The 14,159-nt window shown below is 68.6% G+C and carries 13 protein-coding genes; 5 read left to right on the top strand and 8 right to left on the bottom strand.

Translation table 11 applies throughout. From position 1 onward, the window contains the following. Positions 1 to 18: 18 nt before the first annotated feature. The 4 genes from KGQ91_RS16110 to KGQ91_RS16095 all read right to left on the bottom strand — a co-directional run bounded on the left by KGQ91_RS16110 (position 19) and on the right by KGQ91_RS16095 (position 4,038). Complete coding sequence (locus KGQ91_RS16110) at positions 19 to 1,521, bottom strand: PhnE/PtxC family ABC transporter permease (protein WP_163648344.1); 1,503 nt, start codon at positions 1,519 to 1,521, stop codon at positions 19 to 21. Continuing rightward, positions 1,514 to 2,224: an ATP-binding cassette domain-containing protein gene (locus KGQ91_RS16105; protein WP_163648345.1), complete on the bottom strand. Its 711-nt coding sequence runs from the start codon at positions 2,222 to 2,224 to the stop codon at positions 1,514 to 1,516. Before KGQ91_RS16105 ends, KGQ91_RS16110 begins: the two co-directional genes overlap by 8 nt. Positions 2,225 to 2,226: 2 nt before the next feature. Next, on the bottom strand, positions 2,227 to 3,093 hold the full coding sequence (locus tag KGQ91_RS16100) for a putative selenate ABC transporter substrate-binding protein (protein ID WP_163648346.1): 867 nt from the start codon (positions 3,091 to 3,093) through the stop codon (positions 2,227 to 2,229). A 78-nt stretch (positions 3,094 to 3,171) separates the two neighbouring features. After that, positions 3,172 to 4,038, bottom strand: coding sequence for a MurR/RpiR family transcriptional regulator (locus KGQ91_RS16095; protein ID WP_224421489.1), 867 nt, complete (start codon positions 4,036 to 4,038; stop codon positions 3,172 to 3,174). 200 nt (positions 4,039 to 4,238) lie between these two features. Between KGQ91_RS16095 and zwf the strand changes: the two genes are divergently transcribed. The 3 genes from zwf to KGQ91_RS16080 are packed head-to-tail and all read left to right on the top strand — an operon-like array spanning position 4,239 to position 7,087. Beyond that, entirely contained in the window at positions 4,239 to 5,714 is a 1,476-nt protein-coding gene (gene zwf, locus KGQ91_RS16090; RefSeq protein WP_163648348.1) for a glucose-6-phosphate dehydrogenase, read from the top strand. Between the two features lie 15 nt (positions 5,715 to 5,729). Next, positions 5,730 to 6,404 (top strand): 6-phosphogluconolactonase, encoded by a 675-nt coding sequence (gene pgl, locus KGQ91_RS16085; RefSeq protein ID WP_224421488.1) that lies wholly within the window; start codon positions 5,730 to 5,732, stop codon positions 6,402 to 6,404. A gap of 20 nt (positions 6,405 to 6,424) precedes the next feature. Next, on the top strand, positions 6,425 to 7,087 hold the full coding sequence (locus KGQ91_RS16080; protein ID WP_224414343.1) for a bifunctional 4-hydroxy-2-oxoglutarate aldolase/2-dehydro-3-deoxy-phosphogluconate aldolase: 663 nt from the start codon (positions 6,425 to 6,427) through the stop codon (positions 7,085 to 7,087). Positions 7,088 to 7,225: 138 nt separating this feature from the next. Here the strand turns inward: KGQ91_RS16080 and KGQ91_RS16075 are convergent, their stop codons facing one another. Both KGQ91_RS16075 and KGQ91_RS16070 read right to left on the bottom strand, forming a co-directional pair. Beyond that, positions 7,226 to 8,995, bottom strand: a complete 1,770-nt coding sequence (locus tag KGQ91_RS16075) for a putative bifunctional diguanylate cyclase/phosphodiesterase (RefSeq protein ID WP_224414344.1) — start codon at positions 8,993 to 8,995, stop codon at positions 7,226 to 7,228. Next, a complete protein-coding gene (locus tag KGQ91_RS16070; RefSeq protein WP_224414345.1) occupies positions 8,988 to 10,856 on the bottom strand; it encodes a sensor histidine kinase in 1,869 nt (622 codons plus the stop codon). The genes KGQ91_RS16075 and KGQ91_RS16070 overlap by 8 nt, the downstream gene beginning before the upstream one ends. Before the next feature lie 208 nt (positions 10,857 to 11,064). On the opposite strand from KGQ91_RS16070, the gene KGQ91_RS16065 reads away from it, so the two are divergent. Together KGQ91_RS16065 and KGQ91_RS16060 are read left to right on the top strand one after the other, a co-directional pair. Then, positions 11,065 to 11,700 (top strand): DUF938 domain-containing protein, encoded by a 636-nt coding sequence (locus tag KGQ91_RS16065; RefSeq protein WP_224414346.1) that lies wholly within the window; start codon positions 11,065 to 11,067, stop codon positions 11,698 to 11,700. Between the two features lie 93 nt (positions 11,701 to 11,793). Next, positions 11,794 to 12,021, top strand: coding sequence for a hypothetical protein (locus KGQ91_RS16060; RefSeq protein ID WP_163648353.1), 228 nt, complete (start codon positions 11,794 to 11,796; stop codon positions 12,019 to 12,021). An 85-nt stretch (positions 12,022 to 12,106) separates the two neighbouring features. On the opposite strand, the gene KGQ91_RS16055 is transcribed toward KGQ91_RS16060, so the two are convergent. Next, positions 12,107 to 13,516, bottom strand: a complete 1,410-nt coding sequence (locus KGQ91_RS16055; protein WP_224414347.1) for a PhoH family protein — start codon at positions 13,514 to 13,516, stop codon at positions 12,107 to 12,109. 216 nt (positions 13,517 to 13,732) lie between these two features. Beyond that, positions 13,733 to 13,915, bottom strand: coding sequence for a metallothionein (locus KGQ91_RS16050; RefSeq protein WP_224414348.1), 183 nt, complete (start codon positions 13,913 to 13,915; stop codon positions 13,733 to 13,735). Between the last annotated feature and the right edge of the window lie 244 nt (positions 13,916 to 14,159).

Genomic DNA, 14,159 nt, shown 5'->3' with positions numbered 1-14,159 from the left:
ATGGCCCTGTCGAGGGAGTCAGCGGCTGCACGGGTCATCCATCACTACCTCGCGGGGCCGGTAACGCCGTGCCAGGGCGTCGACGGCGATGTTCAGCCCGGCGGTGACCAGCAGCAGGAAGAACGCCTGATCGAACATCAGATACTGGAAGCTCGAATCGATGTGAAAGCCCAGGGTCGCGACCCCCAGCATGCCGAGCAGGGCGGTTTCGCGAATGATCACTTCGGCGCGGTAGAAGACCAGGGCGAGCAGGCCGGGATAGAGACGCGGCAGCAGTTCGTAGGCGTAGCGGCCGCTGGCGGAGAGTCCCGGCATGCCGGGTTCGAGGCTGTCGGCGTGGCGGGCGGCGAGAAAGGCGATCAGCGCGCCGTTGTGCAGCGCGAGCGCCAGCCAGGCGGGCAGCATCGACGGGCCCAGCAGCAGCAGGAAGATGAACGCCAGCATCAGCTCCGGCGTCGAGCGCAGTCCGACCAGCAGGGCGCGTCCGCCCAGCCGCGTGGCCGGGTTGCCGAAGTGGCGGCTGGCCAGCGGCCACAGCAGCAGCGCGATGACCAGCGCACCCACGGTGCCCATCAGCCCCAGCAGCAGGGTGTTGCCGATCGCCGGGCCGAGATCGGGGATGTCGCCCAGCCAGGCGATGAGCCCCGCCCAGTCGCCATTCAGCAGCGGCGCCGGCCACAGGTCGTGGCTGAGAAAGCGCCACAGCAGGTCGCCATCGACGTGCGGCCAGGGGCCGAGCAGGAACAGGCTGGCGAATGCCAGCAGCGGCAGCAAACGGCGGTGCCCCCAGACACCGATCGTGCCGATCAGCAGGTAGAACAGCCAGAGCAACGCCCCGGCCTGATGGTAGTGGCCCTCGCGGAAGGCGCTTTCCAGGTGGAAGCCCAGGGTCGGCAGGCCGACGAAGCCCAGCAGCACACTGGCACGCAGCGAGCATTCGAAGCGGTAGCGGGTGTAGGCGGCCAGTCGCTCCCAGGCCAGCGGCAGCTCCGCGTAGACGAAGCGCGACAGGCGGCCGACGCCGGGGGGCAGGCTGTCGGCGGCGTCACGCGGGGTCTGCTCGAGAATCTCGGCGTAGACCTTGGCGAAGATGCCGGCATAGGGCACGGCGAGCGCCGCCAGGGCGGTCACCGCCGAGAAGCCGAAGACCTGCAGGAACAGCAGCGCCCAGAACAGCTCGTGGATGGCCCGCACGAAGGCGCAGCCGGTGCGCACCAGCCGCGAGCGGAAGAACACCAGCGCCAGCGGGAAGCCCAGCAGCACGCCGAGCAGGGTGCCCCACAACGCCACGCTGACCGTCAGGCCGATGGCCTGGAGCGGCGAGCTCAGCTCGCCCCAGTGCGGCAGCGCCAGACCCGTCGCCATGCGACCCAGCTCCGCCCAGGGGTCGTGAGCGACCACCGACAGGTCGGCGAAGGGCAGCAGCACGGCGCACAGCGCGACCAGCACCAGCGAGCGTCGGGCCAGTCGCAGCCCGGGCGAGTCGCCGCGCAGCATGCCCGGCGCGGTGGGTTCAGCCATGCGCGGCCTCGTCGGCCGGGGCGCTGGAGGCGGCGTCGGCGTCGGGGTAGAGACGGTCGAGGTCGTCGAGCGTCAGCGTATCGGTCGCGGCGTCGAGCACCAGCCGGCCGTCGCGCAGCCCCCAGACACGATCGAAGTGGGACAGCGCCAGCTCCCGCTGGTGCAGGGCGACGACGCTGGTGTCGTGACGGGCATCGATCAGCGCCAGCAGGCGCAGGGCCTGGTGGGGGTCGACGCTGGCCACCGGCTCGTCACCAAGGAAGAGGCGCCGCCGCTGGTAGAGTGCGCGGGCGATCGCCACGCGCTGGCGCTGGCCACCCGACAGCCGGGCGACCGGGCGTCTGAGCAGGCCGGCCAGGCCCAGCTCGCCGCACAGGGTCTCGATCTCGGTCCAGGCCCGGCGGTCGGGCCGGATCAGGTTCCACAGGTTGGCCAGCGCCGAGTGGCGCTCGAGGCGGCCCATGTAGACGTTGTGGTAGACCGCCAGCTGCGGCACCAGGCCGTGGCTCTGCGGGCACCAGGCGGCGTCGGCGGCGAGGCGCCGGCGCAGGGTGGCCAGCAGCGTCGACTTCCCGGCCCCGCTCTGGCCGAGCAGGGCGATGCGTTCGCCGACGCGCAGGGTCAGCGACAGCCGGGGGAGAACGACCTGGCTGGCGTGGCCGACATCCTCGTCGGCCAGCGACAGCAGTTCGGTGACGCTCATGCTCAGCGCAGCAGGCCGAGGTCTTCGCCGACGGTCTCGATCGGTGCATAGGCATCGTTGGAGACCGGGATGAAGCCCTGGCGCGGGAAGCTCTCGAGCAGGTCCGGGTCGGTCATGCCCAGCAGGGCCTGACGGACGCGGTCGGTGAAGCCGTCGCCGAAGCGCGCGTCGACATCGCCGCGGATCGTCCACTGGTAGTCGGGGTAGGCGGGGGTCTCCCAGACCACGTGAACCTTGTCGGTGTCGACGCGGCCGGCTTCCACGGCGGCGTTCCACACCGAGTAGTTGACCGCGCCGACGTCATAGGTGCCGGACTCGACCAGGGCGATGGTGCGGGTGTGATCGCCGGAGAAGCCGACCCGCGAGAACAGTGCCTCGGGGGCCTCGCCGAAGCGCTCGCGCAGGTAGTACTCGGGCATCAGCCGGCCGGAGGTCGAGGTCTTGGCGCCGAAGGTGAAGGAGTGGCCCTCGAACGACTCGGGCAGCTGGTCCTGGTCGGCGGCGATGCCGGTGTCGGCATTGGCGATGAAATAGCTGTGGAAGGCGGCGTCCTCGACGCCCTGGGCCAGTGCCTGCGAGCCCGGTACCAGGCGGCGTGCCTGCACGCCGGACAGGCCGCCGAACCAGGCCAGCTGCACCTGGTCGTTGCGGAAGGCGCTCACCGCGGCGCTGTAGGACTTCACCGGCACGTATTCGACGTCGACATCCAGGGTGTCGGCCAGGTAGTCGGCGACCTTCTGGAAACGCTCGACCAGGCGTGTCTGGTCCTCGTCGGGAATGGCGGTGAAGCGGAAGGTGTCCTGGGCCTGGGTCTGGGCCACGGGGGCCAGGCCCAGCAGCATCAGGGTGGTGGCGATCAGCCGTCGCATCGAGGGGCTCCTGTCGAGAATGGGGGCGCTATTGTTGAGCCTGGCGGCGGAGGGGGCAAGTCCGCTAAACCTGCCCGACTAGGATTCGGTGTCCGGGGCGGGAAAGCGCGTGGCCTGCAGGCTGTCCTTGATCTTCTTGAGGTGGGTCTGGAAGTCCTCGCCGCGGCGCAGCGTCACGCCGGTGGCGAGCACGTCGATCAGCGCCAGGTGGATCATCCGCGAGGTCATCGGCATGTAGACGTCGGTGTCCTCGGGAGCGATCACCTCGAGCGTCTCGGTGCACTCCCGGGCCAGCGGCGAGTTGGGGGCAGTGATTCCCAGCACCACGGCGCCGTTGCTGCGGGCGAGGCGGGCGATCTCCACCAGTTCGCGGGTGCGTCCGGTGTAGGAGATGATCACGATGGCATCGCCGGTGTGGCTGGCGGCGGCGACCATGCGCTGCATGAGCACGTCCTCGTAGACCATCACCGGCAGGTTGAAGCGGAAGAACTTGTGCTGGGCGTCCTGGGCGACCGGGCCCGAGGCGCCGAGGCCGAAGAAGCTGATCTGCTTGGCCTGGATCAGGTAGTCGACGGCGCGTTCCACGCGCTTGGCGTCGAGTGCGCGGCGAGCGTCGTCGAGGGCGGCGATGGTGGCGCCGAAGATCTTGTCGCCGTAGCGGGCGGCGTCGTCCCCGCGTTCGACGCTGCGGCTGACATAGGGCGTGCCGCCGGCCAGACTTTGTGCCAGCTTGATCTTGAAGTCCGGGTAGCCCTTGGCGTCGAAATTGCGGCAGAAGCGGTTGACGGTGGGTTCGCTGACCGAGGCCGCCTGCGCCAGGGTGGCGATGCTCAGTCCGGTGGCGGTCGCCGGGTCCTGGAGAATGACATCGGCCACCTTGCGTTCCGAGCGGTTGAGCTCGTCGAGGCGGGCGCGAATGCGCTCGAGAAGGTCATGGCTGGCCATGCGAATAACGGCTCCTGATGCAATATGTAGTGATTTAACTACATTGGTAGCCACATCCTAGCGTGACGCTCGGGATAACGCCAAGCGCGGGCCACGACAGGATGGCATGTTTGGTAGTAAAATTACCGATTAATCTTGCCGTGAAACGCATCAATGGCATATTTTATACGTAAGATTACCAGATTGAAGGGGTTCGAGGCATGACCCAAGACACCACGCCCGACATCGATCTGGCGCTGTTCGGCGCCCTCGGTGACCTGGCCCTGCGCAAGCTCTACACGGCGCTTTACCATCTCGATCGCGACGGCCTGCTGGGCGCGTCGACGCGCATCCTCGGCCTGGCGCGCCAGGACATCGACGCCGAGGCCTTCCGCCAGCGCGTCCAGCAGGCGCTGAAGAAGCACGTCAAGACGGCGCTGCTGGAAAAGACCTGTCTGGAGCGCTTCATCGCGCGCCTCGACTACCTCCAGCTCGATTTCGCCACCGTCGAGGGCTACGACGCCATCGCCCGGTGGCGCAAGGACGTCGAGCGGCCGATGACCGTCTATCTGGCCGTGCCGGCGAGCATCTACGGCGATATCTGCCGCAACCTGAGCGCCAGCGGCAGCCTGGACGAGCAGACGCGCGTGGTGGTGGAAAAGCCCATCGGCTACGATCTGGAATCCTCGCGGCAGATCAACGACGCGATCGGCGAGGCCTTCCCCGAGTCGCGCATCTATCGCATCGATCATTACCTGGGCAAGGAAACCGTCCAGAACCTGATCGCCCTGCGCTTCGCCAACCCGCTGTTCGGCAACCAGTGGAATCAGAACCAGATCTCGCACGTCGAGATCACCGTGGCCGAGCAGGTGGGCATCGAGGGGCGCTGGGGCTACTTCGACAAGGCCGGTCAGCTGCGCGACATGGTGCAGAACCACCTGCTCCAGCTGCTCTGCCTGATCGCCATGGACCCGCCGTCGAATCTGGATGCCGATGCCATCCGTGACGAGAAGGTCAAGGTGCTCAAGGCCCTCAAGCCCTTCACCCAGGAGACCATCGGTCGCGACGTGGTACGCGGGCAGTACATCGCCGGGTCGATCAACGGCGAGAGCGTGCCGGGCTATCTGGAAGAAGAAGGCGCCAACACCGAGAGCCGCACCGAGACCTTCGTCGCCATGAAGACCGAGGTCTCCAACTGGCGCTGGGCCGGGGTGCCATTCTATCTGCGCACCGGCAAGCGGATGCCCGAGAAGCTCTCGCAGATCGTCATCCACTTCCGCCAGCAGCCGCACTACATCTTCGATCCCGACCAGCGCGACCTGGCCGCCAACAAGCTGATCATCCGCCTGCAGCCGGAAGAGGGCATCGCCCTGCAGGTGCTGACCAAGGACGGCGGGCTCGACAAGGGCATGCGCCTGCGCCCGGGGCCGCTGCACCTGGACTTCAACAGCGCCTTCCCCAAGTCGCGGATTCCGGATGCCTACGAGCGGCTGCTGCTCGAGGTGATGAAGGGCCAGCAGTACCTGTTCGTGCGCCGCGACGAGGTGGAGTACGCCTGGCGCTGGTGCGACCAGCTGATCGAGGGATGGAAGGCCCGCGACATGCCGCCGCGGCGCTATCCGGCGGGGTCCTGGGGGCCGGTGGCGTCGATCGCCATGATCACCCAGGACGGCCGTAGCTGGTACGAGGACTATTGAGCGAGGCGTGACTCCATGACGACCGAGATTTCTCCGCGGGAGCGGCTTGCCGCGCAACTGGCCGAGGCGGTGGCCGGGGCGTTGAGCGCCGACCTGGAACAGCAGCCCCGGGCGCTGCTGGTGGTGTCCGGCGGCTCCACGCCGGTGACGTTCTTCGCCCGGCTGGCGGCCATGGCGCTGCCCTGGGAGCGCATCGACGTGACCCTGGCCGACGAGCGCTGGGTGGGCGAGGACAACGCCGACAGCAACGCCCGGCTGGTCCGCGAGCAGCTGCTCGTCGGTCCGGCGGCGGCGGCGAAATTCCATCCGCTGACCAGCGACGAGGGCACGCCCGAACAGGGGGCGGCCGCCGTGGCCGAGCGCATCGCCACGCTGCCCTGGCCGGCCAGCGCGGTGATTCTGGGCATGGGCGGGGACGGCCATACCGCCTCGCTGTTCCCCGACAGCGGTGAACTGGGGCTGGCCCTGACCACCGACGAGGCGGTGGTGGCCGTGCGTGCCCTGAGCGTTCCCCAGCCGCGCATCACCCTGAGCGCCGCCTATCTGCATCGTGCGCGCCGCCACATCCTGCACATCGTCGGCGACAACAAGCGCTCGGTCCTGGCCCGGGCCCTGGCCGGTGACGATGCTCGCGAGCTGCCCATCCGTGCCTTCCTGGCCTGTCCGCTGGCCGTCTACTGGGCACCCTGAACCGATTCCTGGAGCATGACATGACCACTGAAAAGCAGCTGCCTTCCACCCGTACCACCGAGCTCGACAGCATCTGCCAGAAGGCGGAAGTGATCCCGGTGCTGACCATCGAGCGACTGGAGGATGCCGTGCCGCTGGGCCGCGCGCTGGTCGAGGGCGGGCTGCCGGTCCTCGAGATCACGCTGCGCACCGATTGCGCGCTGGCGGCCATCGCGCGCATGCGCGAGGCGCTGCCGGGCGCGAGCATCGGTGCGGGCACCGTGCTGACGCCGGCCCAGTATCGTCAGGCCGAGCAGGCCGGTGTCGATTTCGTGGTGACGCCCGGTGCCACCGAGGCCCTGTATCGCTACGGGGTCAGCAGCCCGGTGCCCATGCTGCCGGGGGTGGCGACTCTCTCCGAGCTGATGACCGGCTGGCAGTACGGTTACCGGCGCTTCAAGTTCTTCCCCGCCGAAGCCAGCGGCGGCGCGTCGGCGATCAAGGCGTTCGGCGGGCCGATCCCCGAGGCCCGCTTCTGCCCGACCGGCGGCATCACCCCGGACAACGCCGAGGATTACCTCAAGCTGCCCAACGTGATGTGCGTCGGGGGCTCCTGGGTGACCCCCGGCAAGCTGATCGAGGCGGAAGACTGGGCCGGCATCAAGGCGCTGGCCCGCGAGGCCGCCGAGCGTTTCCACCACTGAGCCGATCCCGCCCGCGGGACGGCCGACAGTTCTCTCTCGACAGCCGTAGCTGTTGCTTGACCCGCCTGCCAGGCGGGTCTCTTTTTGTCCGGCCGTTGCCGGGGGGCGGAAGTGGCGGCGCGTCGTGGACGCGCCCGGCTAGCGAGAGGGCTCGTGATAGTGCTCGGCGTGGTAGCGTGCCTTCCATGCCAGGAAGCGCTCGGCCGGCAGCGGGGCCGAGAACCAGTACCCCTGGGCGTGTTCGCAGTCCAGCGACGCCAGCAGCCGAGCCTGCTCCGGGTTCTCGATGCCTTCGGCGACCACGTCGCAGCCGAAGCTGTGGGCCAGCTGGATCACGGTGTTGGCCAGGTTGCGATCGTGGCTGCTGTGCAGCATGTCGTCGATGAAGGCCCGATCGATCTTCAGCGTGTTGACCGGCAGCGTCTTCAGGTAGGCCAGCGAGGAGTAGCCCGTGCCGAAGTCGTCGATGGCGATCTTGATGCCCTGGTCGGCCAGCGTGCGCAGCGTCTGGCGCGCGAGGCTGATGTCCTCCATCAGTCCCGACTCGGTGACCTCGACCTCCAGCGCGTGCGCGGGCAGCCCGGCATAGCGCAGGCGGGTCAGGACACGCTCGGCGAACCCCGCCGTCATCAGCTGGCGGGCGGCGACGTTGATGGCGATGCTGAAATCGTCGTCCACCTCGCCGCGCCCGCGCCATTCCCGGGCCTGGCGCAGGGCCTCGTCGACCACCCAGTCACCGATGGCCAGGATCTCGCCGCTGGTCTCGGCCAGCGGAATGAAGTCGCCCGGCGAGACAGGCCCCAGCTCGGCGCTGTTCCAGCGCAGCAGGGCCTCGGCGCCGATCAGCCGGCCACTGCGCAGCGATACCTTGGGCTGATAGACCAGCTGCAGTTCGCCCCGGCTGGTGGCGTCGCGCAGCAGCTGATGGATGCGGGCCCGCTGCTGGTGGCGTCGCTCGAGGTCGGCCGAGTAGAGGCCCACCGGTGGCTCGCCCGGCGACGGCAGGGCCAGGGTGGCCTGGCGAATCAGCTGCTCGGGGGTGTCGGCATCGATGCCCGCCCGGCTGATGCCGATGCGGGCCGTCAGCGACATCAGGGCGTCGTCGATCTGGTGGTCGCGGGTCAGCAGGGTCAGGATGCGCCGGGCGCGGGTCTGCAGGGTGGTTTCCGCCAGGGAAGCGTGACAGATCAGCAGCAGCTCGGCACCGCCCCAGCAGCCCATCACGTCGAGTGAATGGGCTTCGCTGGCCAGCAGGCGGCAGGCATGCTTGAGCAGGGCATCCGAGGCCGGGTAGCCATGCAGGCGGGCGATGTCGTCGAGGCCGTCGAGGGCGATGAACAGCAGGCAGACCCCGTGATCCGCCGCCAGGTGCCGCTCCAGCCACTTGACCAGGGCACCGCGATTGGGCCGGCCGGTAATCGGCTCCTGAAAGGCCAGGCGCTCCAGCTCGGCGGTCCGCTGGGCCACGAGCTGCTCGAGGCGCGCGTTCTGGTCCCTGCGTTCCCGATACAGATGACCGGCCTGGAGGGCATTGTGGATGCGCTGCAGCGCCTCCTGATGGTCGAAGGGCTTGTTCAGGAAGTCGCGGGCGCCCAGCGCCAGTGCCCGCGAGCGGGTGGCGCGATCGGTCTGGGCGGTCAGCACGATCACCGGCGGCCCCTCGCCGTTCCATAGCGGCTGCAGCTGGCCGAGCAGGGTCAGGCCGTCGACATGCGGCATACGCACGTCGAGCAGCAGCAGGTCGGGCGGGGTGTCGCGACAGTAGTCGATCACCCGGCGGGCGTCGTCGAGGGTGACGACCCGGGTAAAGCCCGCGTCCTCGAGCAGGTCCTCGAGCAGGACCAGATTGGCGGGGTTGTCGTCGACCACCAGTATGTGACTGGCGAGCAGGGCGTCCCTGTCAGGCATCGCTGTCTTCCTTGTTGCAGCAAAGGGGCGGGGCGGCGAGCGACGCATCGTCCTTGCCGCCGGGGAGGCTGTCGGCGAGGGGCAGGTCGATCCAGAACCGACTGCCGGCCCCGCGTTCGCTGGTGACACCGATGCGACCCTGCATGCTCTCGACCAGCTGGCGGGTCAGCGCCAGGCCGATGCCGGTGCCTTCAATGGTGCTGCCTTCGGCCTCCAGGCGGTTGAAGGGTTCGAACAGCTCGCCGAGTCGCTCCGGGGCGATGCCGTGGCCGGTGTCCTCGATGCTGACCCGGGCGGTGTGAGCCTGTTCGCTGACGGCCATCTCGACGCGCCCCGTCGGGCGGTTGTACTTGATGGCGTTGGACAGCAGGTTGAGCAGGACCTGCTTGAGGCGGGTGTGGTCGGCCAGCACGAGCGGCTGAACGTCGCCTGCAGGGCCGTGCAGGGCGATGTCGGCCTCCCTGGCGAGCGGGGCCAGCGTCTCCAGGACCTCGCGGCAGACCGCCTCCAGCGGAATCGCCTCGAGGCACAGGGTCAGGCGACCGGCCTCGATCCGCGACAGGTCGAGAATGTCGTTGATCAGCGCCAGCAGGTGATCGCCGCTGCTGCGGATCTGGGCGACCTGCCGCTGCTGGCGGGCGGACAGCGGGTCGCGGCGGCCGTTGGCGAGCAGCTGGGCGAAGCCGAGGATGGCGTTGAGCGGGGTGCGCAGCTCATGGCTCATCGCCGAGAGAAACTCGCTCTTGGCGCGACTGGCCTGCTCGGCCTCGTCGCGGGCCCGGGTGATGGCCTGCTGGATGCGGTCGCGTTCGGAAAACTGCCGATAGAGATTGATCAGCAGCGCGCAGGTGGCGTTGAATGGCGCCAGCCAGGCCACGGTCTCGGGGGAATAGCCTTCCGCGCTGTTGGCGGTGGCGTACATGCCGATCACCCGGCCGTCGTGAACGATGGGAACGCCCAGGTAGTTGTGGATCGGCGGGTGGCCGGGGGGAAAGCCGCCGCGCAGGGGATGGCTGGCCAGGTCGTCGGTGATGACGGTGTCGCCATGGGCGAACACGCGTCCCAGCAGCGAGCCGGGATTGGTCAGGCGCATGTTCCCCGAGCTCAACTGCGCCATGAGCCGGCGGGACTGCGTGTTCCACGCGAGATCGGTGATGGCGTGGATCTTCAGGGCCGGCCCCTCGCCCTCGTGCAGGACCTCGCCGATCAGGGCGTAGTCGCTGCCGGTCAGCTCGCGCAGGGCTTCCATCAGGAAGTCCCAGAGCCGCCGTTCCGACATCAGGGCGCGATAGTCGGTGATGCCCTGATGCAGGATGCGCAGCAGGGCCTGCTGGCGATGATTCCGGTGCTCGCGCCTGCGCGACTCGCGGCGGGCCAGGTGCAGGCGGATCAACTCCTCCGCCTGGGCGGCGAGCAGCGCCAGGCTCTCCCGCTGCCGGGCGTCGAGCCGGCGCGGACGGGTGTCGATCAGGCACAGGGTGCCGACGACATGGCCGTCGAGGGGGCGCAGCGGATGGCCGGCATAGAAGCGGATGCCCTCGGCCTGAGCCACCAGGGGGTTGTCATGGAAACGCGCATCCCGCCGGGCGTCCTCGATCACCAGCGGCTGGTCGTCGGCGACGACATGGCCGCAGAAGGAGATCTCCCGAGGGGTTTCCCGGCAGTCCAGGCCGCGTGCCGACTTGAACCACTGGCGATGGCTGTCGACCAGGGAGATCAGGGCCGTGGGCACGTCGAACAGGCGCGCGGCCAGCTCGGTCAGCTGGTCGAACTCGATCTCCGGGAGGCTGTCGAGGAGCTCGAGACGGTGCAGGGTCCGCAAGCGTTGTGCTTCGGTGTCGGGAAGGCGTGGAGGCTGCATGGCAAGAGTGATCGTTCCTGACGCTTGATGACCCGCGGTGGCGAAAGCGGCGCCGCGCCCTGACCCCGGCATGGCGGACCGCATTTGCTGTCTTATCGGCCCGTGGCCGACGAAACTTGAACGGGGTGGCGCCCGAGCGAGGACGGATCGGAGCGTCACCGCCGATACCCAGGCGAGTACCGAGCAAGGTACCGAGGAGAGTGTCACGATGCAGAGCATGGACCCGAGGGCGGGCCATTCGGACCAACGCCTGTCCAGCCCGGCGGCCCGGCGCAACCGCGAGCCGATTCTGGCCACGCTCGCGCCGCTGCTGAGCGAGGCTCGAACGGTGCTGGAGCTGGCCAGCGGCACCGGCGAGCATGCCGTGCATTTTGCCGCGGCGCTGCCGGACGTGCGCTGGCAGCCCAGTGACCCCGGCGAGTCGGCCCGGGCCTCGATCGCGGCCTGGCGAGCGGAGAGCGGCCTCGACAACCTGGCCGAGCCGCTGGCCCTGGATGTGGAGCGGCGCCCCTGGGCGGTCGATGGCTTCGACGCCCTGGTGGCCATCAATCTGCTGCACATCGCCCCCTGGTCGGTGACCGAGGCCCTGCTGGGCGAGGCCGGCGAACGCCTGCCGGCCGGGGCCCCGCTGTTCCTCTACGGTCCCTTCCTGCGCGACGGGGTGCCGACGGCGCCCAGCAACGAGGCCTTCGATGCCGAGCTGCGCCGCCGCGATCCGCGCTGGGGCCTGCGCTCGCTGGCGGCGGTGTCGACCCTGGCACGCGCCCGCGGCCTGCACCTCGAGCAGGTCGTGGAGATGCCGGCCAACAATGTGGGCGTGGTGCTGCGCCGGCAGGGGACTTGAGGGGCCGGGTGCTTGATAATCGGGCCGATGCCCCAAACACTGAAGGCAGGGCCGGTGGCGGCCCTGCCTTCACCATCAAGGGAGTGAGTGCCAATGACCGATCATGACCTGTCCGAGGATTTTCGTCTGCCGGTGGGGTGCCCCGCGTGCGGCAGCCATCTGATGCGGGTGTCCGAGGTCCACAATCCCGACGACAAGGTGTTCTGTGCTTCCTGCAACGCCTACGTGTGCCTCTATCACGAGGCGCAGGAGATCCTGCGCAAGGGGCCCGGCAGCGAGAGCGAGGCGCTGCTCGAGAAGGCCGTGAACGCACGGCACTGACTCGTTTCCCGGCCCGGTGACGCCGGCCTGGCGGCCCGTGGTACTGGCCGCCCGGCCGGCGCTGTCGTGTGGGTACCTTCTGCAGCTACAGCAGGTCCTCCGCGGCCATGGCCAGCCGCGAGCGCTCGACGCTCTTCAGGGTGATGTGGCCGGCATGCGGCCAGTCGCGGAAGCGTTCGACCACCGCGGCCATGCCGCAGGTATTGGCGGTGAGGTAGGGCGTGTCGATCTGGCCGACGTTGCCCAGACAGATGATCTTGGTGTTGCGCCCGGCCCGCGAGATCAGCCCCTTGAGCTGCTTGGGCGTGAAGTTCTGGGCCTCGTCGATGATCAGGAAGGTGTCGTTGAGCGTGCGCCCGCGCATGAAGGTCGGCGAGCGGATCTGCACCCGTGAGCCGATGAGCTGCCGGGTGGCGCCCTCGCTCCAGTTCGTGGTGCCATCGCGCTCGTCGCGCAGCAGGTTGTCCATGTTGTCGTGGAAGGCGCCCATCCACGGCGACATCTTCTCCTCCTCGGTGCCCGGCAGGAAGCCGATATCCTCGCCCATGGGGATCGGCGCGCGGGTGAAGACGATGCGCTCGAACCGCTTCTGGTCGAAGGTCTGCTCGAAGGCGGCGGCCAGGGTCATGTAGGTCTTGCCGGTACCGGCGGTGCCGGCGATGGTCACCAGGTCGATCTCGGGGTCCATCAGCAGGTTGAGCGTGAAGTTCTGCCGGCTGTCATGGGCGTGCACGCCCCAGACCCCGGCGTGATGACGGTAGTTGGTCAGCAGCTCGAGCCGGGCACCACCGCCCCCGCACTCGCGCACGATGGCCTCGAAGTCGGCCCCGTTGTCGCTGTCGGCCACCAGCATGCCCGCATGCCAGTCATCGGGCAGTGCGCCGGTCAGTGCATAGCAGGTCTGCTGGTCGATGCGCTCGACGCTGACCTCGACATCGAGGGACTCCCACAAACCGGCGCCGTCCGGCCCGGCCTGGGCGTAGACCCGGGCCCCCTCGATCATGGCGTCGTTGTCGCTGAACGCGCGGTCGTTGCGATAATCCTCCACCGGCACATTGAGCGCCGCCGCCTTGACGCGCAGGTTGATGTCCTTGGTCACCAGGATCACGGAGGCATCCGGGCGTTCGTCGCGCAGCCGGCAGGTTTCGGCCAGCAGGCGGTTGTCGGGGCTGTCCTCGAGCGGGTCGAGCGGCTTGAGGTCGCTGTAGCAGAGAAAGCGCAGGCGTCCGGTCTGGCCGGTGCCGGGGAGTGGAATGCCGGCGCGGATCTCGTCGAAGGTGGCGCTGGCGGTGAGTTCGGAGAGGGTGCGGCTGACCTGGCGTGCGGTGCGGGCGATATCGCGCAGGCCGTTCTTGTGCTTGTCGAGTTCCTCGAGCACGGTCATGGGGATGACCACGTCGTGCTCCTCGAAGTGATACAGGGCGGCAGGGTCGTGGATCAGGACGTTGGTGTCGAGCACGTACAGGCGGGTGGCCTTCTTGTCGATACGTACCATCGGCGTGAGCACTCCTTGGTTGATGGCCCGCTCGACGCTGACAGCCGAGCATGGCGGAACGATGACAACCACGGGCGTGAGCCCTGAACGGGGTGGCGGGAGTCGCGTGTCGATGGTTCTCCTCGGGTCGGGGGCGGGCGGGAGCCTTTCCGTCAAGATGGGTCGAGTTGGCGTGAAACGCCAGTCATGGCGTTTCACGCAACGGCGGATGTCGCATCACGTCTTGATGCCGCCCCAGCCGTGCCGGTGGCAGTCGCAGTTCGCATCCTGGCAGGGCTGACGATCGGGATGGGCGCTGGCACAGGCCGAGCAGCAGTAGTAGTGGCCGTTGACCGGCAGCGCCGTGTCGGGCACGACGCACTGGCAATAAGGGCACTCGCAAATACGTTTCTCGTCCATTCGACGCCTCCGTTACCATGTCATGATGGGCTTCAGTGTAGGAGGGAGAAGCCCGGGTGTGGCAAGCGCGCCGGCGTCGGTGGGACGAGCGACACGCTGGGGAAACAGGGTCAAGTAAACAGTCGGATCAGGGGCAGGGATGGTTCATGCCGGAGTGGCGTCGTGTTCTGCATGTCGAGGACAGCGAGTCGAGGGTCGCCATGACACGGGCGACACAAGAAGCGGTGGGCCGGGTGGGCCGGCC

The sequence above is a fragment of the Modicisalibacter tunisiensis genome (genome assembly GCF_020148005.1).
Lineage (GTDB): Bacteria > Pseudomonadota > Gammaproteobacteria > Pseudomonadales > Halomonadaceae > Modicisalibacter > Modicisalibacter tunisiensis.
This window is presented reverse-complemented; position numbering and strand designations above follow the sequence as displayed.

Bases quoted from the DNA above. Each gene is read 5' to 3' on its own strand.
- KGQ91_RS16050 (WP_224414348.1), bottom strand. From the start codon at position 13,915: ATGGACGAGAAACGTATTTGCGAGTGCCCTTATTGCCAGTGCGTCGTG.
- zwf (WP_163648348.1), top strand. From the start codon at position 4,239: ATGACCCAAGACACCACGCCCGACATCGATCTGGCGCTGTTCGGCGCC.
- pgl (WP_224421488.1), top strand. From the start codon at position 5,730: ATGACGACCGAGATTTCTCCGCGGGAGCGGCTTGCCGCGCAACTGGCC.
- KGQ91_RS16095 (WP_224421489.1), bottom strand. From the start codon at position 4,038: ATGGCCAGCCATGACCTTCTCGAGCGCATTCGCGCCCGCCTCGACGAG.
- KGQ91_RS16060 (WP_163648353.1), top strand. From the start codon at position 11,794: ATGACCGATCATGACCTGTCCGAGGATTTTCGTCTGCCGGTGGGGTGC.
- KGQ91_RS16080 (WP_224414343.1), top strand. From the start codon at position 6,425: ATGACCACTGAAAAGCAGCTGCCTTCCACCCGTACCACCGAGCTCGAC.
- KGQ91_RS16070 (WP_224414345.1), bottom strand. From the start codon at position 10,856: ATGCAGCCTCCACGCCTTCCCGACACCGAAGCACAACGCTTGCGGACC.
- KGQ91_RS16075 (WP_224414344.1), bottom strand. From the start codon at position 8,995: ATGCCTGACAGGGACGCCCTGCTCGCCAGTCACATACTGGTGGTCGAC.
- KGQ91_RS16110 (WP_163648344.1), bottom strand. From the start codon at position 1,521: ATGGCTGAACCCACCGCGCCGGGCATGCTGCGCGGCGACTCGCCCGGG.
- KGQ91_RS16105 (WP_163648345.1), bottom strand. From the start codon at position 2,224: ATGAGCGTCACCGAACTGCTGTCGCTGGCCGACGAGGATGTCGGCCAC.
- KGQ91_RS16055 (WP_224414347.1), bottom strand. From the start codon at position 13,516: ATGGTACGTATCGACAAGAAGGCCACCCGCCTGTACGTGCTCGACACC.
- KGQ91_RS16065 (WP_224414346.1), top strand. From the start codon at position 11,065: ATGCAGAGCATGGACCCGAGGGCGGGCCATTCGGACCAACGCCTGTCC.
- KGQ91_RS16100 (WP_163648346.1), bottom strand. From the start codon at position 3,093: ATGCGACGGCTGATCGCCACCACCCTGATGCTGCTGGGCCTGGCCCCC.